Origin of the sequence: Desulfovibrio fairfieldensis (assembly GCF_001553605.1) — a bacterium.
GTDB lineage: Bacteria > Desulfobacterota > Desulfovibrionia > Desulfovibrionales > Desulfovibrionaceae > Desulfovibrio > Desulfovibrio fairfieldensis.
On the sequence record NZ_CP014229.1, the window covers coordinates 2,203,854 to 2,230,581 of the forward strand.

Below are 26,728 nucleotides of genomic sequence, written 5' to 3' on the forward strand. Positions count from 1 at the left end.
ATTCGAAAGAATTACGCCTATCGCCCTCTAAAAAGCAATATTCAAACATATAGATATAGTTTATTATTAATTTAAACAAGACAATTTATGATATAATATTTGTACAACCTCCAATTAGTAGTAAAAAATTGCACCACATTTCTTAATCTACAGAAAAACTACGGTTTCAGGACAGCAGTGATATTTTTTGAGCAATTTTCCAAAAAAAATTTAACAAAAGAATATTTTCCCAACTTCATTAATATATCCTTAAATTGATTTGTTTCTATAGAAATATATGAAAAATATCGTGATGCAATTCGACGAAATTCTTTTGTTGAAATATAATTCAGTCCTGTTCGAGCATAATGATAATTACTATTTGTGATATACATAATAGACTTTCCTTTTTGAAATCCATTCCTTATTCCAAATAATGCACACAAAAAATAATATGGCCGAAACTTTATAATTTGTCCCCAAAATATTTTTATATGCGCATCAATTAGAACATATTTAGGTGGGAAGGTATTTATAGAAATTCCATCGTCACGCATAACACGCCTAAATTCTCTTATGACTTTTTCATGATTGAAAATATGTTCAAAAACTTGAGAAGTTATGACAATATCAAAACTACAGTCATCATAGGGCAAACGAAAATCACCGAGATCAACTGCATAGTTTGCTAAATCTGTCTAATTTTTATCATTATCATAAAATGAAAAACGTTCTGAATATTTTTTAGAACAGTCAGATAAATTATAATACAAGTCATAACCATATGCATTATAACCCATTTTCACAAGAAAATAAGTAGCCTCCCCTGATCCACAACCAAAATCAAGGATCTTCATATCTTTCGTTACATTTTTTCCATGTTTTTTACATAGTTTTAATATATATTTAATATATCGAATTGCCTTCACGGCATTCTTTCCGCGTTGATGCTGCTCATGGTAGTCCACTTCATTTCTCCTTAACAAACATTTCCAACCAAGACTGAAACATCAAGACGGCCCAGATTTGTTCCATATTTTGTCGCCCTTCTAGCGCCTCCTTCCACATGCGCGCCACAACCTCGGGAGACAACCAGGCCTCACGGCGCAGACGTGCAGGATCCAGCAGTGACTCCGCCCAGTCTCGCAATGGACCACGAACCCAAGAAAGCAAAGGAAGGGCAAAACCTTGCTTGGGCCTTTCCGTCAGCTCCGGCGAGACATAGTGATTCAGTAGATGCCGTAACGGCCACTTAGCTTTGCCACAAGCTCGCCGTAAATGGGGGGGCATGCGCCACGCCAGCGCGTAGATACGATGATCCAACAAAGGCGGTCTCACCTCCAACGAAACAGCCATGGAAGCGCGGTCCACCTTGTGCAAAATATCGCCAGGTAGATAGTGAACGGTATCAATAAATTGGGCCAATTCACCGTCATCAAGAAACATGTCGTCATCTATACCTTGTACAAAGTAGGAAGAGGGGACCCTGCCCCCAGGAACGACATCCATGCCTCTCCAGCGTCCCAAATGCATTCGCTGATACAAGTGAGACCGGCTAGTAGGCAAATTACGATAAAAGGGGATTTTGAGACTATGTTGCGCATAGCCAGCAAAAAATTCGTCACCGCCATCGCCGGACAGCGCCACCATCACATCCTTGCGGGCCAACCGAGACAGGAAGTAAGTGGGGATCTGAGACGAATCCGCAAAAAGATCATCATATATTTGCGGCAATTGGGGAATCAGCTCCGCAGCATCCTTTGAGGTAATATAAAGTTCCGTGTGTTGAGTTCCCAAAACGGCGGCAATAGCCTTTGCGTAGGGCGCCTCGTTGTAGTCAACCTCCTCAAAGCCGATACTATAGGTATTGATTGGGCGCGAGGCAGCTTCCTGCATCACCGCGACGACAAGTGACGAATCCACGCCGCCAGACAAAAATGCTCCTATCGCGACATCGGCAACCATACGCCTGCTGACGGCGTCCTGAATTAAGTGATGCAGTTCGTCCAACGCTTCCTTGTGGCAGTCAATGCGATTTGCAACACCCGCCAGAGCCACTTCCCGCGCACTCCACCATTGCTCTTCGCGAGGAACCTCCATGCCGTCGGCAATGAGCACATATCCAGGGCGTAATTTGCGGACATCTGCAAAGATAGTCAGCGGATCGGGTAAATAGTTACAACGGAAAAAAGCGGCCAGCCTATTTCTATCAATTTCGGGATTGAAATATGGATAACGGCGTAAGGATTTCACTTCAGAAGAAAAAATTAGAGTATTGTTTTGTACTGTCCAGTATAAAGGTTTGACTCCAAATCTATCACGACCAAGAATAAGCCTATGTTCTTTTTTATCCCAAAGAGCAAAGGAGAACATTCCAATACATAATTCCAATGTTCGGTGAATCCCCAGAGTTGCACAAGCTTCCAAAAAGACTTCCGTGTCGGAATGTCCCTGCCAGCACGGTTCCTGCTCCTTTACCTTAAGAATATAATGGCGCAGCTCTTCATTATTGTAAATTTCACCATTGTAAGTCAGCACATAGCGTCCACAATGGGAATGCATAGGCTGCGCACCTGCAGGCGAAATATCCCGTATGGAAAGTCGTCTATGGCCGAGCGCTATACCTGCATCAGCATCCAACCATTCTCCATGACCATCAGGTCCGCGATGCGAAAGGCACATCGTCATATTTTCAAGAATTTTTTGGGCCTCTCCAGGGTTCAGACCAGCTGCATTACATGAAAAAAAACCACAAATGCCGCACATTATACTTGCTCCTTTTCATCTTGGCATTGCCCCAGAAGAGAGGAATATTGCAACAGCGCGCGCTGAGCCAATTTATCAGATGTAAAATTTTCTAAAATTCTTTGTTTGGCACTTTGTCCCATCCGATGTCGAGTTTTTGAATCGGACAACAAAAATTGAAGACTTTCGCATAAGCCAGCAACATTACCAACACTGTGCAAAAAACCATCTTTTCCTTCGCGAACAAGCTCAGGAACAGCACCGACTCTTGTCGCAACGACCGGTCGCCCTGCTGACATAGCTTCCATTATAACATTTGGAAAACCTTCAATCCGTGATGTCATCAGCAATACATCGGTTGCAGTCAGCAAGTTTAAAACATCTTTTCGTGGCCCAAGAAGCTGAATAGTGTCAGTAAGCTTATATTTTTGTAGCAAAAATCCGATTTCTTCGTCATATTGCATACCATCCCCGGCCACTAAAAAAAGAACATCAGGAATTTTTTTCCGCAATTCATCTGCCACAGAGAGCAAGACATCTGGGCATTTACAAGCATGATAACGACCGAGAAATAAGACTACGGGTGTCGATTCATCAATCTCAAGAGAGCGCCGTGCAATCTGTTGAGAAGAAAATTTTCCTCTATTTAAAAGGCTTGAATCAATGCCATTAGGATTAACAGCAATACGATTGTGATCAATACGTAGCCAGTGTGCATAACTATAAGCGCCATAACTTGAATTAGATTCAAGAGCAACATTATTATAGCGAAGTAAGAATGTATAATATTTTAATGCCATATCTGTATAAATTTCTTGAGCAGTAGCAGGGTCAACACTTCGAAAAGAAAGCACAATACCAGGAACTTTCCCCAAAATCCCCACACTTCCACCCAAAATATTGTTTCCATCAAGATAGCAATGCAAGATATCTGGAGAAATGAATGTTAAAGCTCCAGTTAATGCCAATACCGACAATGGAGGAAGTCCCATTGTGCGAATTTCATGATATAGATCTTGATATTTTCTGCAAAAAAAACTTCCCAATACAACAGTATTATTTAATGCATATGAAAAATGTATAACATACGTATTTTTCAACATACCTAAATAATGTCCATAATTCCCTTTTGACTCATAATAAACTAAATATACAACAACACCTTTCCGCGCTAAAGCTTTTGCCAAAGTTACAATCTGGCGTTCAGCACCACCCGGCGCAAGTGTACTTATAAAAAGACAAACGGAAATAAAATGTGACATTTTATACAAAGTATAAATAAATTTTTGATCATTTTTTGGGAAAAATGGAGCTGCAGATATTCGTTTTATGTCCCAAAAAACCTCAATTACTGACCGTTTTGTATATGGAAGTTTACTTTTTTTTATTTTTTGCGGTAAAAATTTGTAGCTTTCCAAAAGTTTGATTACTTTATACGCAGAATTTTCAGAAACATCTGACGGCGTTACTGAAATTGATAATAATACATTTATACATTGTCTAAATAATTTATTATAATTATTATGAGGAATTTTGGCTTTATTGAGAATGGAAACTATCTCAAAGCAAGCCTGTAGTGTCATATCAAATATTTTTTTGTAATCTTTGCTAGTAGATGAGCAAGGCCTTTTTATATAATGGTAATATACAGAATCTATCGTTTTTATTTTATTTGCACAACAAACGCACATAATAAGAAAAACAACATCTTCATAATTTGTAATTCCATCTAAAAATCTTATCTTATTATTTTTTATAATTGAGTATCTATAAATTGCAGTCGTAAAATTTATAGAAAAATTATATTTATTCTCTTCTATAGATATATTATATTTGTCTTCTTTTTGAATATCATCTTTTTTTTCATAAAAATATCTTGCTTTAGCTATATCTGCGGTATTTTCCTTAGCGACTATGTACAGTTTTTCAAAATAGTCATTAGAGACATAGTCATCAGAATCCACAAAACCGAGATATTCTCCCTTTGCAACGGCTAAACCTGTATTACGTGCTGCGGCGGCTCCTTTATTGCGCTCATGCTTGAGCACTTTCAGACGAGAATCTTTCTGGGCAAAATCACGCAAAACATCGGAGGACCCGTCCGTTGAACCGTCGTCTACACATATGATTTCAATATCACGCATAGTCTGGTTGAAAAGACTCTCTAAACACTTGCTAAGATACGAGCAAGTATTATAAACAGGGACAATAACGGAAATACGAAGCATAATTCTCCCTAGATAAATTATATTGAAACAAGCTCTTCGAACTGACTTTTCCGAATTATCAAAAATTATGGATGGCAAGTCACTCCGAAGAGCTTATAACAGACTATTGTTCTGCTTTTTTGAGCTTTGACCTGACAACTTCCTCATCCGTTTCCAGCGCAGACTTATCAGGCTGCCAGCCGGTGTCGTTTTTCACTTCATGGATGGGGTCGGCCAACAGCAATTCCTGCGCGTCGCTATACTCCTGTACGGTCAAAGTAAAATCGTCTGCCTGCGCGACAGCGGCATCCAGATTAATCACGCCGCCCCCCGTCATTCCTTCCAGCACAATTTCAAATCCCTTGAGTTCATTAACAAAAGTCTGCATGCGGGCGTCCATGTCATCGGGCGCGCCGGGCATATTCTTGGCGGCGACCAGAATATCTTCAATGGAAACACCGGTAAGAATATTTTCGAACACGGCTGTTCCGAAACTGTTCATACCATAATAAACGCCGGTCTCAGAATTAATGATGATAGCCACACCATCAGCAATATCACTGAACATTTTTTCTTCATTCAACACAAACGTAGACATTGGGGATTTTCCTCCTGAAATGACGGTTTTAAAATTTGAATGGTTACCCGAGCCGCTCCAAAAATATTTTGAGGCATTGTGTATTTTTGTCGATATCTTGCGTAAGATTGATGCGGTAAAACGGCAGTTTCTCCACAAAAGAGCATAATTTAGCGATCAGTCGCATATCCTGCGTTTCCCCTGTCTGCATAACTGTGGAATAGACGAGTTCATCCATCGCCATATCTTTACTACCAAGCTCGATACTGGGCTCCGCAAATTTTACGAATCGTGGAAACATGCAAAGCTTTATGGGATAAGCACAAACAAACCGATCATGATACTTGGCAATATTAAAGACGTACTTGTCTTTCCGCCCATTATTGGAAACGAACTTGGCATCGAGCCGAGACGCCATTTTTTGATAAATAGTCGGCGAGAGGGTTATAATGGAATAAATGGGCCAAGCGCGCAGAGCCATTTCATCCTTTTCCAAAATAAGATAATCGTCCGAAACATACTCAAAGCCGTGCAGCATGGCATTGACCGAAAAAGTCGATTTACCGCGATAGCCCATGCCGCACAGCAAAACCCCCTGACCATTGAGGCCGACGACGGCCCCGTGCGCCAGATTGCTTGTCGGGCTTTTGATGATACGGCCGAGCGCGTGGACAAACAAATGCCCGCGCTTGATAAATTCTTCTGGCTCCAGCTTGTCCACAGCATAATAATATGTGTTTGTCCGCGGATTCCAGGCGGAAAGAGAACTATTCTGCGAACTGATTTCCACCACAGGCTGCCGGTGATGCACGTCTTCAAGGACGATGGTCGCAGTCTCCATGTCGCCGGAGCTGCCGCCGAACAGCCTGTTCAGGCGCATCTGGCGATAGTGCTGCGAATTTTTGTCGCAGATGATGGCATACTCCACAAGCTGCTTGAAAATGTTTTCCTGCCAGACAATCAGCGTGGCGTCGTAATGCGGCGCGTCGTCCCGCAGGATATAGGTCAGTTGCGCCTCCACATGCGGCGTGAATCCGTCGGAATAATTGACTAGACGGACGACGCACGAGCCGAGCGCAAGATATTTGACGAAGACGGGCCCGCCCCTGCGGGCGGCGCGCTGATCCAAGGCGGCAAAGATTTTTTCCAGTTGCGCTGTGGTAGGATTATCAATGTGCATGAACCGTCCCCTGCGTTTCTTTGCGTTTTAAATACCAGCGCACAAAAGCGGGCTGATTGCGCAGTTTTTTCATCAGCAAAAATTTCGCGATGAACGTGCCGAACGTCCAGGGATTGTTCTTGAGCTCCACCACCCGGATGGCCTGGCATTCCTTTTGGCGTGGCAGAAAATAGTCCTCATCAAAGATGACCTGATTGCAAAAGGCTTCCATGGCGGGATCAGCTGGAAAATATTTGTCCAGATCGGGAATGGTGTCCGCGACGATGGCATTCATGAATTCGGCGGCAAAACGTATCTCAAGCTCCTGCCCGCAGACGACGGCATCCTTCCAGACGAGCCCCCAATCAAAAGAAGGCGCTTTTTGCAGATACTGGCAATCGCAGAGCGCATAATACAGATTGCCGAGCGAGGTATGCTCACGCAGGTTCTTGGTGAGGTTTGACATGACAAGAAAGCAGAGATCCTCATGGCACGGCAACAGGAAATCCACGCCAAAAGCACGACGCGGTGTTGCGCGCGCGAACAGGCCATCGTGGAACTGCTTCAAATCCTTGCCGGGATCGAAGATGGAATGATGCACGTCAACGGCACTTTCTGTTTCCGTATGGAAATCCACAGCATGCTTTGATTCTTCTTTATAATGCAGATAGCCGAGCCCCTCGCCGATGCGCGTTGCCTCCTCAATGCGATTAGCGGGAATAAGAATATCCACATCTCCCATGGGGCGCGGCAGTTCCGGGCGCAAGACCTTCATGGCCCCCCCCTTGAATAACAGCATGGAAATGCCTGCCGCGTTATACGCCTTGCCTATCCTCGAAAAATGCGACAAGGTTTTCATATTTGCAAAGCGATAGTAGGTAATAAGCCCATTAATACGCGGGCCAGCATATTTTGAAAGCTTAAGCTTTGGATTATTATGAATCAAGTAGGAAAGCAGAATGCATTTTCCCGCCCCCAATGCTTCAATATCACACACGGAAAGGCAATGATCCAAACTTTCCTGCGTTGGATTTTTCGCAAATATAAAACTTAAAAATTCTTGATCATCCCCCCGAACATACTTGCTGTACAGTTTGTTCACAAGATGCCGTAATACAGGTGTGCAAGTCACATGCATCCTCCTCAGTATCTGAAAAATTTTGAAGTCCGCCCATTGGCCGCAGAAGGCGTAAGGCGCTGCAAGATGTTTTGCCATTGCTGCAACAGGGCATCCGATGATTGCGAAGGTCGAGCCGCAATAATGCCCTGCCCTCCCAGAATGTCTCGCAGGCGCTCCGCGAGACAGGAAGGGCGAGGATCAAATATGGCGAAAGCCCTATCTTCCTCGTGGACAAGCTCTTTGCCTCCTCCAACGGAAGAGGTGAGAAAGGGGACACGATGCTCAAGACATTCGCTGACGGTGCAAGGCGAATTCTCCTGCAAGGAGGGCATAATCGCCAAGATACCGTTGCCACATAGATAACGGCGCGCTTCCAGCGTGTTGTAGTTCGTCAAAAAAACGATTTTGATGCCGTGCTGTTCCAACGGGGTCAATGTGCTTCGGATATCCCGAACGCGAAAATCCGCTTCCTTTCCCAAAAAGGTGACACATCGTCCGTTCAGCAACCCAACCGGCAGGGACAGGAGCGCATCACAAAAAATCCGTATTCCTTTGCGCGTTTCCAAACGACCGAAGAAAACAATCTCCCGAAGAGAGTCGGAATCCAGGTGGGGTAGCTTCTTGGCGGACCATGACGGCAGGTTGCCGGGCATGGATGTAAAATTGGGAATACAGCAGGAACTCTCTGGCAAACGCCACCCACGCTCGCGCATCCAGTTCAGAAGATAGCGACTTGGGCTGACAAGAAAGTCCGCCTGTTCGCAACAGGCCTGCTCCATTTCATAAAGATGTTTTCTTTTTCCATTTTCAGCCATATGCCTATTCCCTTCATCCACCCAAAGAGACGGTCCATGAGTAATTATGCCCAGAGGACGGCCTGTAAATGCGATTCCTCGCATTTTAGATTGCATGCAATAAAAGCTGTCCGCCATAAAATCATGAAAAAGATAGATATCATGCTCTGTCTTAGATAATACTTCATACGTTTGCCGTGCTCTCTTCGCCTGATCACGCAACAACAAACCAAACCAGGATATAATCGGATAAAAATTAATACCGCGTTTCTGCATCTTTCCTGAAAACAGCGGCATCGCAATATCTGGACGACCTGTGTAATAAATAGCAATATTATGTTTTCCACAAAGCGTGAGGTATTCGCAGAGATAGCGCATCGCCGTACCTATCCCGCCGTTTTTCGTCAGCTCGGACACTTCACGAGTCACAATGGCAATGTTCACTTTGTCCCTGTAATATTAAGCAATCTGTAAAAAAACATCGTAACTCTATATCTCGCTTTATAAATACACTCTTTAAGACATTCATATGGCAATATAACAAGTGGATAGAAAACATTTATAATCATAAAGACAAATGAAAAATGATGTTTACGCAAAAGATACATTCTCCCAGCAGCATAGGCGTGCACTTTTCGTCTTAGAGAAGGATTTTGTAAATTTTCATAAGGATGATGAACTAGAACAGATTGTGTACGCGCTATGGCAAAACCTGCCTGCATCGTTCGCAACGCAAAATCGGTCTCCTCTCCAGACTGATACGGCGTATGGCTGCCAACTCCAAGATTCTCGTCAAAAAAGCCCACATCGGGCAGTATACTGGACCTGTAAAATTGAATATAGCTTGGACAATTTTTAAAAACTGCATAGCGAGTCAAAAAAACGGGAGCTGTATTTTTTCTTTCACAGCTCTCGTCAAGCCCCATGTGTTTCCCCATTATCGCAGAGATAAGAGGATACTTTTCAAAAAGCTCCCTCGCCATTTCGAGAGTGCTCGGCTCGTACACACAATCATCATCCGGAATCGCAAAAAAATCGCCACGTATCTTTGATAAAGCCAAGTTTCTTGATCTGGAGAGACAATTATCTTGAGATTGAAAAGTCCTGATAGTCAGATTTGAAAATAAATTACATAATGCATCAACATCATCCTTGTTAATCGATGGACCATAAATAAAAACGATTTCAAAGTTTTTATTTATCTGCCTACACAAACTCAAAAACAATCTTTCAACAAGATAAATTCTATTTATTGAAATAACTATAATGGAAAACATAAAGCATTCTCTCTATACATAATTCTTTAATATAAATTAAAAATTTTTTAAAATTAGAAAAATATAATTTACATAGTTCAATATAGATACGCCAAAACATAAAAGCGCCCGCACTGACAACAATCAGTACGGGCGCTTAACAGTTAAAAAATTTATGCTGACTAGAGAGAGAGAGAGAGAGAGAGAGAGAGAGAGAGAGAGAGTGTGTGTGTGTGTGTACATTTACAATCCTTCTTTATTGTATCTATGTGGCTCTACATGATTACTTATCATCATGAAGAAGCGTAATATTGAAAAAATGGCTAACCGCTACTTTTTAAGAACATTATTTTTTAGAAAAATATTTTTTTTTGTTGGTGTTGTCAAGTATTATTCTCAATACAAATTATAGTGTACGTTGGCGCGCATAATAAATAGATCATTTATGACTTCCATGCATAATAAAATTTATGCATGATTCTTCACTCGCGTCCATTCTAGTGACAAAAGGCTCTCCTCCAATGGACAGTTGTATAATTTCAGAAATTCTGTCTGGAATCAGGATGACGGACAAAAACTTCCCGTATCCACACAGTATGAAGCCCCTCTATAATGGCAGTTTTAAATTTTTGCGTCGTGCCTTTGCGCAGAAGCCACATAGGCTACAGGGATTTCTTGGCAAACCTCGGTGTACTTTCCGTGGGACATACCGTTCAGATTTTTTATGATGTCTGCAACCACGTTGACAGCCGTTTTCTCCGGTTATAGTACTGACCGGTCAGTTCTGTTCAGATAAATATGAAAAAAGGGAGTCTTATGGACGACGCGCAAAATCAGCCGGAAGCACAAACGCAAGCGCGGCAGCAACGCCGTCTGCCGGATTTCGATACACTGCGGGCCGGCCGCCGGGCGCGCATTCTGCTCCTGCTCACGGGCTTTTTTCTGGCCGCGGGCGTGGCCTGGGGCATCTGGTGGGCCTTGGTGCTGCGCTACGAGGAAAACACGGACGACGCCTATGTTTCGGGCAATACAGTCACGGTCATGCCCCAGGTGGCGGGCCGGGTCACGGCGGTGCTGGCCGATGACACGGACCGGGTGGAAGCCGGACAGGCCCTGGTGCCCATTGATCCGGTGGACGCCCGCCTGGCTTATGAGCACGCCCTGGTCAGCCTGGCCTCAGCCGTGCGCGAAACCTGCAAGCTTGAAGCCGAATTGCGCCAGAGCGAAGCCAACATCGCCATGCGCAAGATCGACCTGCAGCGCCAACAGGGCAACCTGGAGCGACGCCAGCAACTGATCAAGGACAAGGCCGTGCGCAAGGAGGAATTCATCCACAGCATCGAAGACGTGGCCACGGCCCGTCACGCCCTGTCCGTGGCCGAAGCCCAGCGCAACGCCCTGACCGCCGTGCTGCTGGACACGCCGGTGGCCGAACAGCCCGCCGTCAGGGAAGCGGCCTCGGCCGTGCGCGAGCGCTGGCTGGATTTGCAGCGCGCTACCGTACGCAGCCCGGTGCGCGGCCAGGTGGCCCGACGCGCCGTGCAGGTGGGCGAGTACGTCACGCCCGGCAAGGCCCTGCTGGCCGTGGTGCCGCTGGACAGTCTCTGGGTGGACGCCAATTTCAAGGAAAGCCAGCTCAAGCGCATGCGCATCGGCCAGCCCGCCCTGATTACGGCCGACATGTACGGCGGTTCCGTGACCTATCACGGCACGGTCCAGGGTTTCGCGGCGGGCACGGGCAGCGTTTTTTCGCTGTTGCCGCCCCAGAACGCCACGGGCAACTGGATCAAGGTGGTCCAGCGCGTGCCGGTGCGCATCGCCCTCCAAGAAGATGAGCTGCGGGAGCACCCTTTGCTGGTGGGCCTTTCCGTCACTGTGGAGGTCGATACCAGGAATCAGGACGGCCCCATGCTGCTCACCGCTCCCCGGCCCGACCCCCCGGCCAGCCTGGCCGCCCAGACCCCGCCCGTGGATTTCGCGCCGGTGGATGAACGTATCAACGCGATCATCGCGGCCAATATCCAGGCCGCGTCCGCCTCTTCGCACCAGGCCGGACTATGAGCGAGATCGCGCTCACGCCGCTGCGCGGCGGCCCGCTGGTGACGGCCACCGTGGGCATTGCCGTGCTCACGGCCATGACCGTGCTGGATTCGACCATTGCCAACGTGGCTCTTTCGACCATCGCGGGCAATCTGGGCGTGGCCGTCTCCCAGGGCACTTGGGTGATCACCTTTTTCGGCGTGGCCAACGCCGTGGCCATCCCGCTCACCGGCTGGCTGGCCCGGCGGTTGGGCGAGGTGCGGCTTTACTTTGCCGCCAGCGCGCTGTTCGTGCTTTCTTCCTTCTTATGCGGCATTTCCAGCAGCCTCGGCATGCTGATTTTTTTCCGTCTGGTGCAGGGCGTCTCGGCCGGGCCCATTCTGCCGCTTTCCCAAAGCCTGTTGCTGGCCTGCTATCCCCCGGAAAAACGCGGTCTGGCCCTCTCGCTCTGGGCCATGGTGGTGGTGCTGGCTCCCATTCTGGGGCCCATCCTGGGCGGCTGGATCTGCGACAATTACCACTGGGGCTGGATTTTCTTCGTCAATGTGCCGGTGGGCGCCCTGGGCCTGCTGCTTCTGCGCGCGCCCCTGCACGGGCGGGAAACTCCCACCGGCAAAGCGCCCATCGACGTGGTCGGCCTGGTGCTGCTGGTCGTGGGCATCGGCTGCCTGCAGCTCATGCTTGACGAGGGCAAGGATAACGACTGGTTCGCCTCAGGCTATATCGTGACGCTGGGCGTCGCGGCCGTGGTGGGCATCGCCTTTTTCATCGCCTGGGAGCTCACGGAAAAACATCCGGTGGTCAACCTTTCCCTGTTCCGGCACCGCAATTTCACGGTGGGAACCATCTGCATCAGCCTGGGCTTTCTGCTCTACTTCGCCTCCGTGGTGCTGCTGCCTTTGATGCTCCAGGCGCGCCTGTCCTACACGGCCATGTGGGCCGGTTTTTCCCTGGCCCCGGTGGGCGTGTTTCCGCTGATCATCTCGCCCATTCTGGGCAAGCAGGCCCGCCGTCTGGACATGCGCCTGATGGCCTGCCTGAGCTTTCTGGTCTTTGCAGGCTGCTTTTTCTGGCGCGCCGGTTCCACGCCGGGCATGGATTTCTTTTCCGTGGCCCTGCCCCAGTTGATCCTGGGCATCGGCGTGGCCCTCTTTTTCATGCCGCTCACGACCATCATTCTTTCCGGCCTGCCCAACAGCGATCTGGCCGCCGCCTCCAGCCTGTCCAACTGCGTGCGGGTGCTGGCCGGTTCCATCGGCTCATCCCTGGTCACGACCATGTGGGAGCGGCGCGAAGCCCTGCACCATGCCCGGCTGACAGAGGGCATCAACGACTACAACCCGGTCTGGGACACGGCCCTGCGCGCCCTGGAACAGCTCGGCATGACCGGCCCCCAGGCCAAGGCCTGGATCGCCAATGAAATCACCCGGCAGGGATTCATCCTGAGTTTTGATGAACTGTTCTGGCTGGGCGGCGTGCTTTTTGTGCTGCTTTCAGGCCTGGTCTGGCTGGCCCGAAGGGGATGAGACGGGGGCATCGGGAAAAAGAATATCCAGATGCGCGCTGAACAGGCCCAGCAAATCCTGGGGCACGGCGCTGGCAAAAAGATCGTCGCGGAGCACCCCGAAAAGCAAGGGCGCCATCAACAGCAGGGGAAAGCGGTCCAGGGCGGCGTGCACATTGGGCGCGCGGGCCGCGGGCAAAAATTCCTCGCGCAAGCGGGCTGTATTGGGAGCGAGAAAACTCTCGTAAAAACCGCCCATCAGCTCCGGATCATGCAGACCCTCGCTGAATGCCAGACGCACGCAACGCCGCAGGGACGAGTCGGGACCGCCCGTGATCAGGGGCGCGTACATCCGCAGCAGCTTATCGCGCGGGCTCAGGGAAGTATCCCGCAAGAGAGCCTGCTTGTGCTCGAAAAAAGGCCGGAAGCCCTCTTCAATGACCCCCTGAAAGAGGGCTTTTTTAGTGGGGAAGTAAAGGTAGAGGCTGCCCTTGGAAACCCGCGCCCGCCGGGCGATGTCTTCCATGCGGGCCGCGGCGAAGCCCTGGCGGCTGAACTCTTCCAGAGCCGCATCCAGGATGGCGGTCCGCCGCGCGGCGCATTTTTCCCGGCGGCATTCGGACGGAGCGGGAACCGGAACCCGCGGGTCTTCGGGGTCGTTCATGTTCTTTTCCTTCTGGAGCGGAGTATCGTTGAATAGCGCACGACCGCCACATTGCCATGCTTTTGATGTCTTATACTTCCATGATCGCCCTCTTTCAATGCGATAACGCCAAAGAGATGAGCTCGTTTGCTTACGGTCGCAACCGCCGCTCCATCTCATCCAGCAAAGCCCCAGGACGAACGCCCAAGGCGTGAGCCAGCTTGAAAAGCATTTCAAGGTTGGGATATTTGTGGCCGCTTTCCAGCATACTGATAAACGCCGAAGCGATACCCACCATCTCACTGAGTCTGTCCTGCGTGAGCCCCTTTTTCACACGGAACTGTCGCAATACCGGGCCAAACGCATCTGAATTTTTTTTGAACATTTCATGATGATAGCCGATTGCGCTGGCGAATAATTTAAGCTATGGCTTAGAAATTAAGCTATTGGTTAAAAATAACCTATCGCTTAAAATTGAAGGCTGACAATGCCTCTTCACCAGCAAACGTACCTGCCATGTCAACCCTTGAAAAAAAAGAGGCATTATGGACAACGCGAACAGCCAGAGCATTGCATACCGCCCTGACATTGATGGCCTCCGCGCTGTTGCCGTTTTACTTGTGGTGGCTTTTCATGCGTTTCCGACCAGGGTGCAGGGCGGCTTTATGGGCGTGGATATTTTCTTTGTCATCTCCGGCTATCTGATTTGTTGGATAATCTTAAAAGATCTGGAACAGGAGGCGTTCTCTTTTTCAAATTTTTACGCCCGCAGAATCCTCCGCATCTTCCCGGCTCTGCTGCTGGTTCTGGCAACAGTGTTGGTCACGGGCTGGTTCATTCTTCTGCCGGATGAATACAAGACATTGGGGAAACACGTTCTTGGCGGAACCGCCTTCATGGATAATATCCTACTCTGGAGAGAAACGGGCTATTTCGACGCGGCCGCAAAAGCCAAGCCCTTGCTCCATCTCTGGAGCCTCGGCATTGAGGAACAGTTTTACATCGTTTTCCCCTTGCTTCTCTGGCTCAGTGCAAAACGGCATTTCCGGGCGGCAGGCATCATCCTCATACTTGGTCTGTTGTCTTTTATGGACAATATTTACCTGCACAGGATAGACGGCACAGCCGATTTTTATTCTCCTCTGCCCAGAATCTGGGAACTGCTGGCGGGAGCGGCCCTTTGTGCCGTCATGCGGCAGGCTTCGACACGCAAGGCATATCTGAAAATCGACACTCTTTGCGCAAGGTTGCTCTACAAGAAAGCCCCGGACAACGACGGGCGCAGCCTGAGCCTCGTCCTTGCCGCCCTTGGCTCCATTCTGCTCGGTATGGGTCTGCTGCTGTCACGGCAGGACAAGCCTTGGCCCGGCTGGTACGCCGTTTTTCCCGTTGCCGGAACCCTTGCGTTCATCGCCGCCGGGCCGCTGAACGGCATCAGCAGATATCTGCTCTGCAACCGTTTTGCCGTTTTTGTAGGCAAAATTTCATACCCTTTTTATCTGTGGCATTGGCCGTTCTTATCATATGCCTTCATCCTCAACGGCGGGCTGGATTCTGGTACGCGGTTTCTGCGCGTGGGGCTAGTCGGTCTGGCCTTTGTGCTGGCCGTGGGTACCTATTTTTTGGTGGAAAAACCCATACGGTTCGGCGCACGGGCGCGCACCGGCAAGCTGTATGCCCTAATTGCCGCCATGCTGCTGTTGGCAGGTGCAGGTCTGAGCGTAAAGCTACTGGACGGACTGCCGGAAAGAGCGCGATTCAAAGAAATTGCCGCCACACTGAAGCAGCTGGAGCGGCCGCTCCTGACCGATGAAGCGGGCGTCAGATATGCGGGGATCGCAAAAGACGCGTTGACATATTGCAGATATACGGACGCCAGAGCGGACACGACAGTGGCCGTCGTCGGCGACAGCCACGCGCAGTCGGCCTACCACGGTATTGCGCAATTGGGCCGGAAGGCGGGATATAATACGCTTCTGCTCGGCTGGTGGATTCCCGGCGGTGAAGTCTGGAATCCTGGACTGGCCCGGAAAGAGACGAGACCGCTTCTTGAAATTCTGAAAAAGAAAAAAGACATCAGGAAAGTCTTTATCTGCACACGCGGCATGTGTTATATCACCGCCACACACAATGCAGGAGACCGTGATGGGGTTTTTCAAAACCCTCCTGTCGGGGAAAAACTGTTCAGAGAATCTTTGCAAAAATTTGTTGCAATGCTGCACGCCGCGGGGAAAGAGGTGTTCATTATAACTGAAAATCCGGAGCTTCCGGCAGACACTCGGGACTATATCAATCGCAACTCAAAAGTAATGCAGGGAAAAAATAGTTTTCCAGACCTATATAAGACCGACATCATTCATCGCCAACAGCCTTATCTGGCTATTCTTTCCGGCATCAAAAATGCAACAATCGTTGGAACCATTGAAGGATTCTGCCCCACAGACAAATGTACGGCGTTTTCAGATGACGGCCTGCCCCTGTACTATGATGACGACCATTTATCCTTTGCGGGCAGCGTGTTTCAGGCCGAACATATTCTCAGGCCTTATCTTGTCGCCCAGCCTCGATAAGATGGCCTCAGCGCTTGCCGAACAGGCCGCCCAGCAATCCCCGGACCACCGTGCGCCCGATCTCCCGACCCACGGTGGTGCCGATGGTACGGGTCGTCTGTTTGGCTACTGAGCCCAGAATATCTCCCAAGCCGTCACCGCCGCCGCTTCTCCGGGCGCGCGTCTCTTCGCGCCGGACCGCAGCCTCCTGCCGCAGGCGTTCCTTTTCAGCCAGAGCTTCGGCCTTGCGCCGGGCCTCATCGTCTGCGGCCTCCTGTCGGCGGGCGGCGCGCGCGGTCAGGATTTCATAGGCCGACTCGCGGTCCACGGCCCGCTCGTACGCTCCCGCCACCAGCGAATTCCGCATGACCACAGCGCGCTCTTCGGGCGTGATGGGCCCCACCTGGCTCTGCGGCGGCACGATCAGCGCCCGCTCCACTATCCGGGGCGCGCCGTCGGCGTCCAGAAAAGACACCAGAGCCTCGCCCACGGCCAGCTGGCCGATGACATCCTCGGTATTGAAAGCCGGATTGGGCCGGAAAGCCCGGGCCGCGGCGCGCACGGCCTTCTGTTCTCCGGGGGTAAAGGCCCGCAGGGCGTGCTGCACGCGATTGCCGAGCTGGCCCAGCACGCTGTCCGGCATGTCCGCCGGGTTCTGGCTCACAAAATAGACCCCCACCCCGCGCGAGCGAATCAAACGCGTCACCTGCTCGATCTTTTGCAGCAGCACGGGCGGCGCTCCGTCAAAGAGCAAATGGGCCTCGTCGAAAAAGAAGACCAGACGCGGCTTGTCAGTATCGCCCACTTCGGGCAGACGTTCAAACAGCTCGGACAACAGCCAGAGCAATACGCTGGAATAAAGACGCGGCGCGTTCATCAGCGCGTCGGCGGCCAGGATGTTGACCACGCCCCGGCCCTGACTATCAGTCTGGAGCAGATCCATGATGTCCAGGGCCGGTTCACCGAAAAAGCGGTCCCCACCCTCTTCCTCCATACGCAGCAGGCCGCGCTGGATGGCACCCACGCTGGCCGTGGAAATCTGCCCGTAGGCTGTCCTGTATTGATCGCGCGCATCGCCCACATGCTGCACCATGCTGCGCAGATCCTTCATGTCCAGAAGCAGCAGACCCGCGTCGTCGGCAATGCGGAAGACCAGATGGAGCACCCCGCTCTGCACCTCGTTGAGGTTGAGCAGGCGGGAGAGCAGCAAGGGCCCCATTTCGCTCACCGTGGCGCGCAGAGGGTGGCCGCTTTTGCCGAACACATCCCAGAAGCAGACCGGGAACGCCTGATTGAGATAACCGCGCGCCGCAAGGCCCAGTCGGGCAATGCGCTCGGCCACTTTTCCCGTGGGCGCGCCTGCCTTGGCCAGACCCGAAAGGTCGCCCTTGACGTCGGCCAGAAAGACCGGCACGCCCAGGGCGCTGAAGGTTTCGGCCAGGCTTTGCAGGGTCACGGTCTTGCCCGTGCCCGTGGCCCCGGTGATCAAGCCGTGGCGATTGCCCATGGCGGGCAGGATGCAGGTATCCCTTTCCCCGGCGCGGGCCATGAGCGCCTGATGGTCATTGTCCAGCACGGCAGATCTCCTTTAGGGCCTGTTAACGCTATGCCTTTTTGCCCTCCTGCCGCGTCAGATTTCACCTGCTTTTTAGGTCGAGTACCAGAAGAGTACACTCCCTCAAAGCAGGTTTATCTTCCTTGCAGGCGAACAAAAATTCTATAGTGTTAACAGACCCTAGAGCAGTTAACACTTGAAATGCTCGTTTACGGCGAGCAAAGCCCGTCTACTCGCATTTCACGGCAAGGATTTGCTGCATGCGCGGTCAGCGGGCCAGCAGCACCCAGGCCGGGCCCTTGGCGTCCAGATGGCTGGCCACGTAATTGGCCCGCGCATCGCCGCCGCAGAAAATGTCGATACGGTTGCGCTTGATGGCCCCGCCCACATCCTGGGCAAAACCGATGCCGCGCAGGGGCACGCTGCCGCGCCGCTCGTCCGGGGCATTGACCCCGTAGGCCACAAGGGAGCCCAGGGGAATATAGGAACGGTCCGTGGCCAGGGAAAGCCAGTCGTCCACCTCATGGCCCATGGCCCCGGTGGGTCCCCTGCCGCCGAACTTGAAAAAGACGTAGCTGGGATTTTCATTGAGGATTTCGCGCACCCGCCCGGGATTGTTCCTGAACCACTCGCGCTGTTCAAAAATATCGCCGCGCTTGAGCAGGCCCTTCTCGCGCATGATCCGGCCCGAGCTTTTGTATTTGTGGCCGTTCTGCCCGGCATAGTTGACATAGGCCTGGGTGCCGTCGTCAAAAATCAGGCGGCCCGAGCCCTGGATTTCCAGAAAAAAGACGTCCACCGGGTCCGCGGCCCAGGCCAGTTCCAGGCCCCGGTTGGCCAGCACCTGTTTTTCCTCAATGGCGCGGCGGTCATGATAGCGGCCGCGTTTGGCCCGCACCCGCTTCAGGTCCGGCGGCAGGCCGTAGATGGCCTGGGTATAGCCGGGCTTGCGCGTACGGCTGGCCCGCACCTGCGGCTCATAGTAGCCGGAATAATTGATGCCGCCCGGCACTTCCACCCAGCGAAAATTGGCCAGCAGCAGGTCCGGCTCCGCATCCAGGCGCGGCAGCAGTTCCCGCAAACGGGTCAGGCTGCGGGAAAGATCCCCCCAGGTCACGGTCAGGCCCGGCCGCTTGACGGCCGCCGCGCCCTGCGGCTTGCTGTTGACATAGCGCAGAGACTTGCGCACGGTAGGGGCCATGTCCTTCCAACTGGTCAGATCCTGGTTGCGGGGGGCCAGATTGGCGACGAAAAATTCCGGGCTTTCCTGCACGGCCACCGGCGGCCCCAACGGCGGCAGATCTTCGGACTGCGGTTTCTTGCCGGCGCAGGCGGAGAGCACAAGACTCGCCAGCAAAACCACAATCAAGGCCGGACGCGACGCGCCCCCGGCCCTTACGGACGCGCGCCGCGTACAGCCCGCGCCGAAACAAGGAGCTTGCCCGTGCATGATTTCCCCACCCCCGAGGTATGGTTGCCCCATCGTGTGTCCTACGGAGAAACGGACACCATGGGAGTCTTGTATTACGCCGAATATCTGCATTTGTTCGAACGCGCCCGCAGCGCCTATATCCGCCAGTGCGGCATGAGCTACGCGGACGTGGAAAAAAAAGGCATCATTCTGCCCGTGCGCGAGGCCCAGTGCCGCTACCGCGCGCCGGCGCATTACGACGATCTTGTGCAGGTGCGCGCGGGCATCAGCGAATGGGGCCGGGCCTCACTGCGTTTTGTATATGAGATATGGAACGAGGACAAGACGCGCCTGCTGGCCGAAGGCATGACCCAGCACGCCCTGGTCAATCCCCAGGGGCGGCCCGTGCCCGTGCCGGACTGGTTCCGGCAGTTGTGCGCGCCTGAAAAAGGCTAGGGTCAGCCCTCATTAACCCGCCGCCCGCGAAAAGCTGTATTTTTTCGGACAGCAAGGCGCCAAGGGGAAATTGGGTGAAGCTGTATCTACATACTGCGAGGTCAATTTTTCCTTGGCAACGCCGCTGTACGGAAAAAGACTGCTTTGCAGCAGGTGGTTTACTGAGGGCTTGAGCCTGGCCTCAGGGGGCGACGCCCCCTGGGACTTCATATATAAGGAGAATCCATGGCGCTGCATGTCATCAACGAAGCCCGGCGCTGCCTGCACTGCAAAAAGCCGCTCTGCCGCACGGGCTGCCCCATCAACACCAATATTCCGGTAATGATCGAGCAGTTTCTGAACGGGAATATCGACGAAGCCGGGCAGATGCTTTTTGACAACAATCCCCTCTCCATTGTCTGTTCCCTGGTCTGCGACCATGAAAAACAGTGCGAGGGACATTGCATTCTGGGTAAAAAAGGCAGTCCCGTGCACATCAGCAGCATCGAGAACTATATCTCCGAGCGCTTCCTGGCCGCCCACCATCCGCCCCGGCCGCCCCAGAATGGCTTGGCCGCCGCCATCATCGGCTCGGGCCCGGCCGGACTGACCATTGCCATCATTCTGGCCCAGCGCGGCTATGCCGTGACCATTTTCGAATCCCACGACCGCATCGGCGGCGTCCTGCGCTACGGCATTCCCGCCTTCCGCCTACCCAAGAGCATCCTGGACCGCTATCAGCAGTGCCTGCTGGAACTGGGCGTGCGCATCCGCCCCAACACCACCATCGGCGGCGCGCTGCGCATGGACGACCTGTTCCGGGACGGCTACAGCGCCGTGTTCATCGGCACGGGCGTCTGGCGGCCCAACAGTCTGGGCATCAAGGGTGAAAGCCTGGGGAACGTCCATTTTGCCATCGACTATCTCTGCAATCCGGCGGTCTACAATCTGGGCGAAACGGTCAGTGTGATCGGCGCGGGCAACGCGGCCATTGACGCGGCCCGCACCATTCTGCGGCACGGCGCGCGCAAGGTCACCATTTACGCCCGCAAACCCGTGCTGGCCGCCAGCCCGCGCGAGGTGGAGTACGCCAAGGTGGACGGCGTGGACTTTCACAATTGCGTGCGGCCCGTGGAAATCCGCCCGGAAGGAGCGGTGTTCCGCCGCCTGGCCTACGATGCGGAAGGCCATGCCGGCGAAGTGGAAGGCGAGGATTTTCTGGAACCCTCGGATTCCGTGGTCATCGCCATCGGCCAGGGCCCCAAGGACAAGATCGTGTCCACGTCCACGGGCATAGAGATCAACGAGCGCGGCCTAGTGAAAACAGACGCGCAGGGGGCCACCACCCATCCGGGCATCTTCGCCTCGGGCGACGTGGTGCGGGGCGCCAAAACCGTGGTGGAGGCCGTGCACTGCTCCAAAACCGTGGCCGACGCCATGGACCGGTATATGCGGAGTCTGCCGCGTTCCTAGACTATATCCACTTTGAAATGTGCACGTTTCAAGGCGAATTCGATCTACTCGCCGCCTCGCATTCCAACTTTTCAAAGTTGAAACGCTCCAGGCTCAGCCCTTATTAAAATGTTGCGAAAACGCCGCCTTGCCCGGTCAGGACAAGACGGCGTACATTATTAATGGCTGAGACGGCGCGCCAGATGCGCGGGCTCGGGCGGCACCAGCTTGTCGCCGTGCAGATAGGCATTGAGGTTGCACATCAGGCCCGCCAGATCTTCAAAATGCTCATTGCGGCCGAAGCCGCTCAACAGCCAGCGGCTGCGCCCGTGCAGCACCTTGTGGGTACGGCGCAGGGTGCGTTCGCGCATGATCAGCTCAATGCGCCACTCGCCCTCCGGGGTGCGCAGCACCAGGGTCGAACCATGCCCCGTCAGAGCGTGACCGGGCGGATTGCCCGCCAAGCGCAACAAATCCGCGACCGCCGCGTGCAGTACATGAAGATGCTCGTCCAGGGAAATATTTTTCCTGTCCTCATCCAGTTGCCGCTCTTCGGCATGGATGCGCTCCAGATACTGGACCCGGTCCTCGTCCAGGGTGGTGATGCCGCGCCGCATGATGCGCACGCAGAAAATCAGGCCAGCCAGGATTACCGCCCCGGCGGCGGCCCATTCCAGAATCATCGACATGGCCTCCGCTTTTACGGGTAATTTCACCATTGCGCAGGCCTCTGTCAAGCGCGACGCATACCGTCCCGCATCTCCCGCACCATGCGCCGCCACTGCACAACGGGCTCCGCGGCCAAGGGCGGGGCTCTTCCCTTTTTTCCGGCAAGACTGTATCGTTTATCCTGATTGACCGCGCGGCCCGCGCGCGGGCCTTCCCTGGTTTCGTTCACCCGGCTTGCGCGCCCTCGTTTCGCGCCGCCATATCGCTTACTAAGGGAGAAAACCATGCCAACCCCTCTGGAAATGCAACGCACTTTCGCTCTCGTCGGCACCGGCGGCTGCGGCAAAACTTCGCTGGCCGAAATGCTGCTGTTCAACGCCGGGGCCGTCACCCGTATGGGCGCCATTGAAGACGGCACCACCAGCCTGGACTACGAACCCGAGGAAGTGCGCCGCCGCGGTTCGGTGCAGCCCGCCTGCGCTGCCTACCTCTGGAACAAGAACCGCCATTTCCTGCTGGACATCCCCGGCGACGGCAACTTTACCGGCGATATGGAATGCCTGCTCAAGGGCGTGGACAGCGTGCTGTTCGTACTGGACGCCGTGGACGGCGTACGCCCCTTGAGCAAAAAATTCTGGAGCATGGTCCGCGCGGAAAATCTGCCCGCCATGATCATCATCAACAAGCTGGACCGCGACCGGGCCGACTTCCACATGGCCTTTGACGGTCTGGCCGCTCTGGGCGTCAAACCCGTGGCCTTGCAGGTGCCCATCCGCCAGGGCGAAGCCTTTGTGGGCGTGGTGGACGTGTTGACCGGAAAAGCCCGGATGTTCACCGAAAACGGCGGCAGCAGCGAGGCTGAAATTCCCGCCGACCTCACGGACGACGTGAGCCTGCTGCGCGACGTGACCGTGGAAAACATCGCGGAAAGCGATGAAGTGTTGATGGAAAAATATCTGGAGGAAGGCAGCCTTTCCCTGGAAGATCTGCAATTTGGCCTGCGTAAGGGCGTGCTCAGCGGCGAACTGACCCCGGTGATGGTCTGCTCCGCCCTGGAAAACAAGGGCGGCAAAGCTGTTCTGGACGCGGTGGAAGCCCTGCTGCCCTCGCCTCTGGAGCGCCCGGCCTTTGTGGACGCAGCCGGGGCCGAGCGCGCGCCTGATCCGGACGGCCCGGTGGCCTGCTTTGTGTTCAAGACCCTGGCCGATCCCTTTGCCGGGCAGCTTTCCATTCTGCGGGTGCTTTCCGGCACCATCAACGGCGACGCCACGCTCAAGAACATGCGCAGCGAGGATACCGAACGTCTGGGCAGCCTGCTTTACCTGGTGGGCAAAAACCAGACGCCCTGCAAGGAGCCCGTGGGACCGGGCGCCATTGTGGCCGTGGCAAAACTCAAAAACACGCGCACCGGCGACACCCTCTGCGACGAAAAAGCGCCCTTTGCCCTGCCCATGCCCGAATTGCCGCCGCAGTTGATCACTTACGCCCTGGCCCCCAAGGAAAAGGGCGAGGAAGACAAGGTCTACGCGGCCATCCAGCGCCTGCTGGACGAGGACATCACCCTCAAGCTGGGCCGCGACGAGGAAAACGGAGACATTCTGCTCTCCGGCATGGGTCAGCTGCATATCGAGCTTTCCGTGGAAAAGGCCAAGCGCCGCTTCAAGATCGACATCGTGCTCAAGACGCCCAAAGTGCCCTATCGCGAGACAGTGCGCGGCAAATGCCAGGTGCAGGGCCGCCACAAAAAGCAATCCGGCGGGCGCGGCCAGTTCGGCGACTGCTGGATCGAAATGGAAGGCCTGCCGCGCGGTTCCGGTTATGTCTTTGAGGACGCCATTGTGGGCGGCGTCATTCCGCGCCAGTACATTCCGGCCATCGACAAGGGCGTTCAGGAAGCGGCGGCGCGCGGTTTCCTGGCCGGTTGCCAGGTGGTGGACTTCCGCGTCAAGGTCTACGACGGCAGCTACCACACTGTGGACTCCTCGGAAATGGCCTTCAAGGTGGCCGGTTCCCTGGCTTTCAAAAAAGCCATGGAAGGCCTCAAGCCCGTGCTGCTGGAACCCATTGTGCTGCTGACCGTGTCTATCCCGGACGAGAGCATGGGCGACGTGATCGGCGACCTTTCTTCCCGCCGGGGCAAGGTGCTGGGCTCGGACTCCCAGGCGGGCATCACTGAAATCAAGGCCCATGTGCCCATGAGCGAAGTGCTGCGCTACGCGCCGGACCTGCGCTCCATGACCGGCGGCCAGGGCTTCTTCACCATGGAATTCGACCATTATGAGGAAGCGCCGCAACCTGTGGCTGAAAAAGTTATTGCCGAGCACCAGGCGGCCAAGGCCGCCGAATAAAACACGCGGCCCGCAAGACATATGCTGACAAAAAGACGCCCCTCGCGGGGCGTCTTTTTTCTTGGGAAGATCATTTTTGCAAGAGAGGCCCCTTTAAAAAAAGGGCCTCTCTCACGTCTCCCAAAAAACTTTTACCAATTGTGGGGTTCTCAGGCGGCGATTTCCCGGCCGAAGGCCATTTGCTCAAATTCCGCCAGGGGCACGGGCCGGGAAAAAACATAGCCCTGGACCATGTCGCAGTCAGCCTGTTGCAGAAATTCCACCTGCCGGGGCGTCTCCACGCCCTCGGCCACGGTACCCATGCTGAGCTTCTTGGCCAGGTCGATGACCGAGACGATCACGGTCCGCTCGCGGGCGTTGTCCGCCTCCTGCGAGGCGAAAAAGACCCTGTCCAGTTTAAGGACATTGACGTTCATGTCCTTGAGAAGATTCAGAGAGGAATAGCCGCTGCCGAAATCGTCAATGGAACAATGGTAGCCGTGGGCGCGGATCCGCTCAATGAATTGGACCAACAAATGCGGATTTTCGAAAACCAGGCTTTCCGTGAGCTCAATCTCCAGCAGTTCCGGAGGCACGTCATAGGTGCGGCGAATGTTTTCGTAACGCTCCAGAAACTGCGGATCCGCCAGATGCGCGCGGGACATGTTCACTGAAACCGGCATCGGCGTGACGCCGTTGTCCAGCCATTTGCGCAGCATGGCGCAGACCTTTTCAAAAACATGGAGATCAAGGTCCACAATAAAACCGTTCTGCTCAAACAGCGGGATAAAGTCATTGGGCGGAATCAGCCCCTCCGGGGCACGCCAGCGCACCAGAGCCTCGGCACCGGCAATGGCGTTTTTTTTCAGGGATTGCTTGGGCTGGAGATAGACCACGAATTCGCCCCGTTCCAGGGCATCGTGCATCCGGTTTTCCATCTCCTTTTCACGCAGGGAGCGCAGGCGGTCCTGCTCGCTGTAAAACAGACAGGTGCAGAGGCAGTACTCTTCCGAGCCGCCGCTCTTTTTGCGGGCGATGTTGGCCCTGTCCTGGATCTTGACCAGCGGCAGGGTGGGATCATCAATGGGATAAATGCCGGCGGAGAAAGAAAGCAGATAATTGCGTTCGCGGAACGGTTCAAAATTGTTGGCGTCTTCGGCTATGCGGTTCAGCCGGGCTTCCAGCTCCTTTTCCCCGGCTGCCCGAAGCAGAAGATTGAAACCGTCCGCCGCCAGACGGGCCACATACTCGCCGTTCTCAAGATGGGCCTCCACGGTTTCATAGCAATGCCGCAAAACCCTGTCGCCCATTTCAACGCCGAAAAAGTCGTTAATTACCTTGAATTTCTGGATGTCCAGCCAGACCAGCACATATGTACCGGGCAAGGCGGCGCGCACAGCGCCGCCCGCGTCGATCTCGAAGCTGGTGCGGTTGCGCCCGCTGGTCACCGGGTCCATAAAGGCCAGTTGCTCCAGGCGCTGATTGGTTTGCTTCTGCAGCTCCCGCTGTTCCAGCAGCTCGCTGATGTCAATATACACACACAAATAAACAGGATTATCGCCCTCCCAGTCCATACATTCGCCGGAGACCTGCAACCAGATGTTGTTTCCGTCCAGCTCCCTGGCCTGGAGAACGAAATTGACCGGTTCCCCCCGGCGCATGGCTTCATAGTTGTCATTGAGCACAGCCGGGTTTCTGGCTGAGATCGGACTGTCCAGCGAATAGTCGGACCGCCCGAAAAGCCGTGTAAATTTTTCATTGGCCTCAACGAACTCGAAGCCCTTTTCCACCACCCGGAACTTGGCGATAAAACCGGGAATATTATTGTAGGTGATGCTCTGCTCAAGCAAGGTCTGCTGCGGTTCGCTGACATCCGCCATTACCGTGTAGGACACACGATAGCCGTTGATCATTTCATCCGTGAAGATGGACGACAGTCTGACCCACATCATCCTGCCGCTTTTGTGCCGCATCCGGCCTATAAACTGGTAGCCGCCTTTGGCAATCGCGTCCGCCACTTTTGCGACCAGAATCTTCCAGTTCTCCGGGTCGTTCTGGTAAAATTTGTCAGGGCGGTTCTCGAAAAGCCGTTCGTATTCTTCTTTGGGGTAGCCGATCAGTTCGTAATAATACTCATTAGCCCAGACAAGCGTAAAATGTTCATCTACCAGATGCTTGCTCACGCTCAAGCGCGAGAGATTCATCAGCATGTTGTATTCGTTGCTCTGGCTGACGGAATTTTCAACGAAGATTTTTTTCTGGTTTTCCATGGCGGGCCTTCTCCCTGCGCCCTCCTTCCTCAAGGG

General features: G+C 53.2%; 21 protein-coding genes. 6 read left to right on the forward strand and 15 right to left on the reverse strand.

The features are described from left to right. Nucleotides 1-158: 158 nt before the first annotated feature. The 9 genes from AXF13_RS16080 to AXF13_RS16095 form a co-directional block, all read right to left on the reverse strand. Entirely contained in the window at nt 159-635 is a 477-nt protein-coding gene (locus tag AXF13_RS16080) for a methyltransferase domain-containing protein (RefSeq protein ID WP_083522053.1), read from the reverse strand. Between the two features lie 42 nt (nt 636-677). Continuing rightward, nucleotides 678-947, reverse strand: coding sequence for a class I SAM-dependent methyltransferase (locus AXF13_RS16085; RefSeq protein ID WP_190276340.1), 270 nt, complete (start codon nt 945-947; stop codon nt 678-680). A 1-nt stretch (nt 948) separates the two neighbouring features. Then, nucleotides 949-2,745: an asparagine synthase (glutamine-hydrolyzing) gene (asnB, locus tag AXF13_RS09410; protein WP_062252861.1), complete on the reverse strand. Its 1,797-nt coding sequence runs from the start codon at nt 2,743-2,745 to the stop codon at nt 949-951. Next, the gene (locus AXF13_RS16090; RefSeq protein ID WP_083522055.1) at nt 2,745-4,952 is read right to left on the reverse strand and encodes a glycosyltransferase; all 2,208 of its coding nucleotides are present in this window, start codon (nt 4,950-4,952) and stop codon (nt 2,745-2,747) included. Before AXF13_RS16090 ends, asnB begins: the two co-directional genes overlap by 1 nt. A gap of 103 nt (nt 4,953-5,055) precedes the next feature. Next, nucleotides 5,056-5,529, reverse strand: coding sequence for a PqqD family peptide modification chaperone (locus AXF13_RS09415; RefSeq protein ID WP_062252863.1), 474 nt, complete (start codon nt 5,527-5,529; stop codon nt 5,056-5,058). Nucleotides 5,530-5,572: 43 nt separating this feature from the next. Next, entirely contained in the window at nt 5,573-6,688 is a 1,116-nt protein-coding gene (locus AXF13_RS09420) for a phosphoenolpyruvate carboxykinase (ATP) (RefSeq protein WP_062252865.1), read from the reverse strand. Beyond that, nucleotides 6,678-7,799, reverse strand: coding sequence for a nucleotidyltransferase family protein (locus tag AXF13_RS09425; protein WP_062254810.1), 1,122 nt, complete (start codon nt 7,797-7,799; stop codon nt 6,678-6,680). Before AXF13_RS09425 ends, AXF13_RS09420 begins: the two co-directional genes overlap by 11 nt. An 11-nt stretch (nt 7,800-7,810) precedes the next feature. Further along, on the reverse strand, nt 7,811-9,025 hold the full coding sequence (locus tag AXF13_RS09430) for a glycosyltransferase family 4 protein (RefSeq protein WP_223299896.1): 1,215 nt from the start codon (nt 9,023-9,025) through the stop codon (nt 7,811-7,813). After that, nucleotides 9,022-9,858, reverse strand: coding sequence for a glycosyltransferase family 2 protein (locus AXF13_RS16095; protein ID WP_083522056.1), 837 nt, complete (start codon nt 9,856-9,858; stop codon nt 9,022-9,024). The genes AXF13_RS09430 and AXF13_RS16095 overlap by 4 nt, the downstream gene beginning before the upstream one ends. A gap of 795 nt (nt 9,859-10,653) precedes the next feature. On the opposite strand from AXF13_RS16095, the gene AXF13_RS09435 reads away from it, so the two are divergent. Beyond that, nucleotides 10,654-11,898: an HlyD/EmrA/EmrK family protein gene (locus tag AXF13_RS09435; protein ID WP_083522057.1), complete on the forward strand. Its 1,245-nt coding sequence runs from the start codon at nt 10,654-10,656 to the stop codon at nt 11,896-11,898. Next, nucleotides 11,895-13,403 carry a DHA2 family efflux MFS transporter permease subunit gene (locus AXF13_RS09440; RefSeq protein ID WP_083522058.1) on the forward strand — a complete coding sequence of 503 codons (1,509 nt, stop codon included), beginning with the start codon at nt 11,895-11,897 and terminating at the stop codon, nt 13,401-13,403. The genes AXF13_RS09435 and AXF13_RS09440 overlap by 4 nt, the downstream gene beginning before the upstream one ends. On the opposite strand, the gene AXF13_RS09445 is transcribed toward AXF13_RS09440, so the two are convergent. After that, a complete protein-coding gene (locus tag AXF13_RS09445; RefSeq protein WP_062252867.1) occupies nt 13,371-14,045 on the reverse strand; it encodes a TetR/AcrR family transcriptional regulator in 675 nt (224 codons plus the stop codon). The two genes, AXF13_RS09440 and AXF13_RS09445, sit on opposite strands and share 33 nt — an antisense overlap. 130 nt (nt 14,046-14,175) lie before the next feature. Next, a complete protein-coding gene (locus tag AXF13_RS09450; RefSeq protein ID WP_062252868.1) occupies nt 14,176-14,409 on the reverse strand; it encodes a helix-turn-helix domain-containing protein in 234 nt (77 codons plus the stop codon). Nucleotides 14,410-14,569: 160 nt separating this feature from the next. Between AXF13_RS09450 and AXF13_RS09455 the strand changes: the two genes are divergently transcribed. Next, a complete protein-coding gene (locus AXF13_RS09455; RefSeq protein WP_062252870.1) occupies nt 14,570-16,594 on the forward strand; it encodes an acyltransferase family protein in 2,025 nt (674 codons plus the stop codon). A gap of 7 nt (nt 16,595-16,601) precedes the next feature. Here the strand turns inward: AXF13_RS09455 and AXF13_RS09460 are convergent, their stop codons facing one another. Together AXF13_RS09460 and AXF13_RS09465 are read right to left on the reverse strand one after the other, a co-directional pair. Continuing rightward, nucleotides 16,602-18,149, reverse strand: a complete 1,548-nt coding sequence (locus tag AXF13_RS09460; RefSeq protein WP_062252871.1) for a helicase HerA-like domain-containing protein — start codon at nt 18,147-18,149, stop codon at nt 16,602-16,604. Between the two features lie 247 nt (nt 18,150-18,396). Next, nucleotides 18,397-19,578: an MltA domain-containing protein gene (locus AXF13_RS09465; RefSeq protein ID WP_223299897.1), complete on the reverse strand. Its 1,182-nt coding sequence runs from the start codon at nt 19,576-19,578 to the stop codon at nt 18,397-18,399. Here AXF13_RS09465 and AXF13_RS09470 point away from each other — a divergent pair. Both AXF13_RS09470 and AXF13_RS09475 read left to right on the forward strand, forming a co-directional pair. Then, on the forward strand, nt 19,573-19,995 hold the full coding sequence (locus AXF13_RS09470; RefSeq protein WP_035060645.1) for an acyl-CoA thioesterase: 423 nt from the start codon (nt 19,573-19,575) through the stop codon (nt 19,993-19,995). The genes AXF13_RS09465 and AXF13_RS09470 overlap by 6 nt on opposite strands. Before the next feature lie 225 nt (nt 19,996-20,220). After that, nucleotides 20,221-21,447: an NAD(P)-dependent oxidoreductase gene (locus AXF13_RS09475; RefSeq protein WP_062252874.1), complete on the forward strand. Its 1,227-nt coding sequence runs from the start codon at nt 20,221-20,223 to the stop codon at nt 21,445-21,447. Between the two features lie 158 nt (nt 21,448-21,605). Here AXF13_RS09475 and AXF13_RS09480 read toward each other — a convergent pair whose 3' ends face one another. After that, on the reverse strand, nt 21,606-22,115 hold the full coding sequence (locus tag AXF13_RS09480) for a translation initiation factor IF-2 (protein WP_223299898.1): 510 nt from the start codon (nt 22,113-22,115) through the stop codon (nt 21,606-21,608). Nucleotides 22,116-22,379: 264 nt separating this feature from the next. On the opposite strand from AXF13_RS09480, the gene AXF13_RS09485 reads away from it, so the two are divergent. Further along, nucleotides 22,380-24,443: an elongation factor G gene (locus AXF13_RS09485; protein WP_062252877.1), complete on the forward strand. Its 2,064-nt coding sequence runs from the start codon at nt 22,380-22,382 to the stop codon at nt 24,441-24,443. A gap of 149 nt (nt 24,444-24,592) precedes the next feature. Here AXF13_RS09485 and AXF13_RS09490 read toward each other — a convergent pair whose 3' ends face one another. After that, nucleotides 24,593-26,692 carry a sensor domain-containing protein gene (locus AXF13_RS09490; protein WP_062252879.1) on the reverse strand — a complete coding sequence of 700 codons (2,100 nt, stop codon included), beginning with the start codon at nt 26,690-26,692 and terminating at the stop codon, nt 24,593-24,595. Nucleotides 26,693-26,728 lie beyond the last annotated feature (36 nt).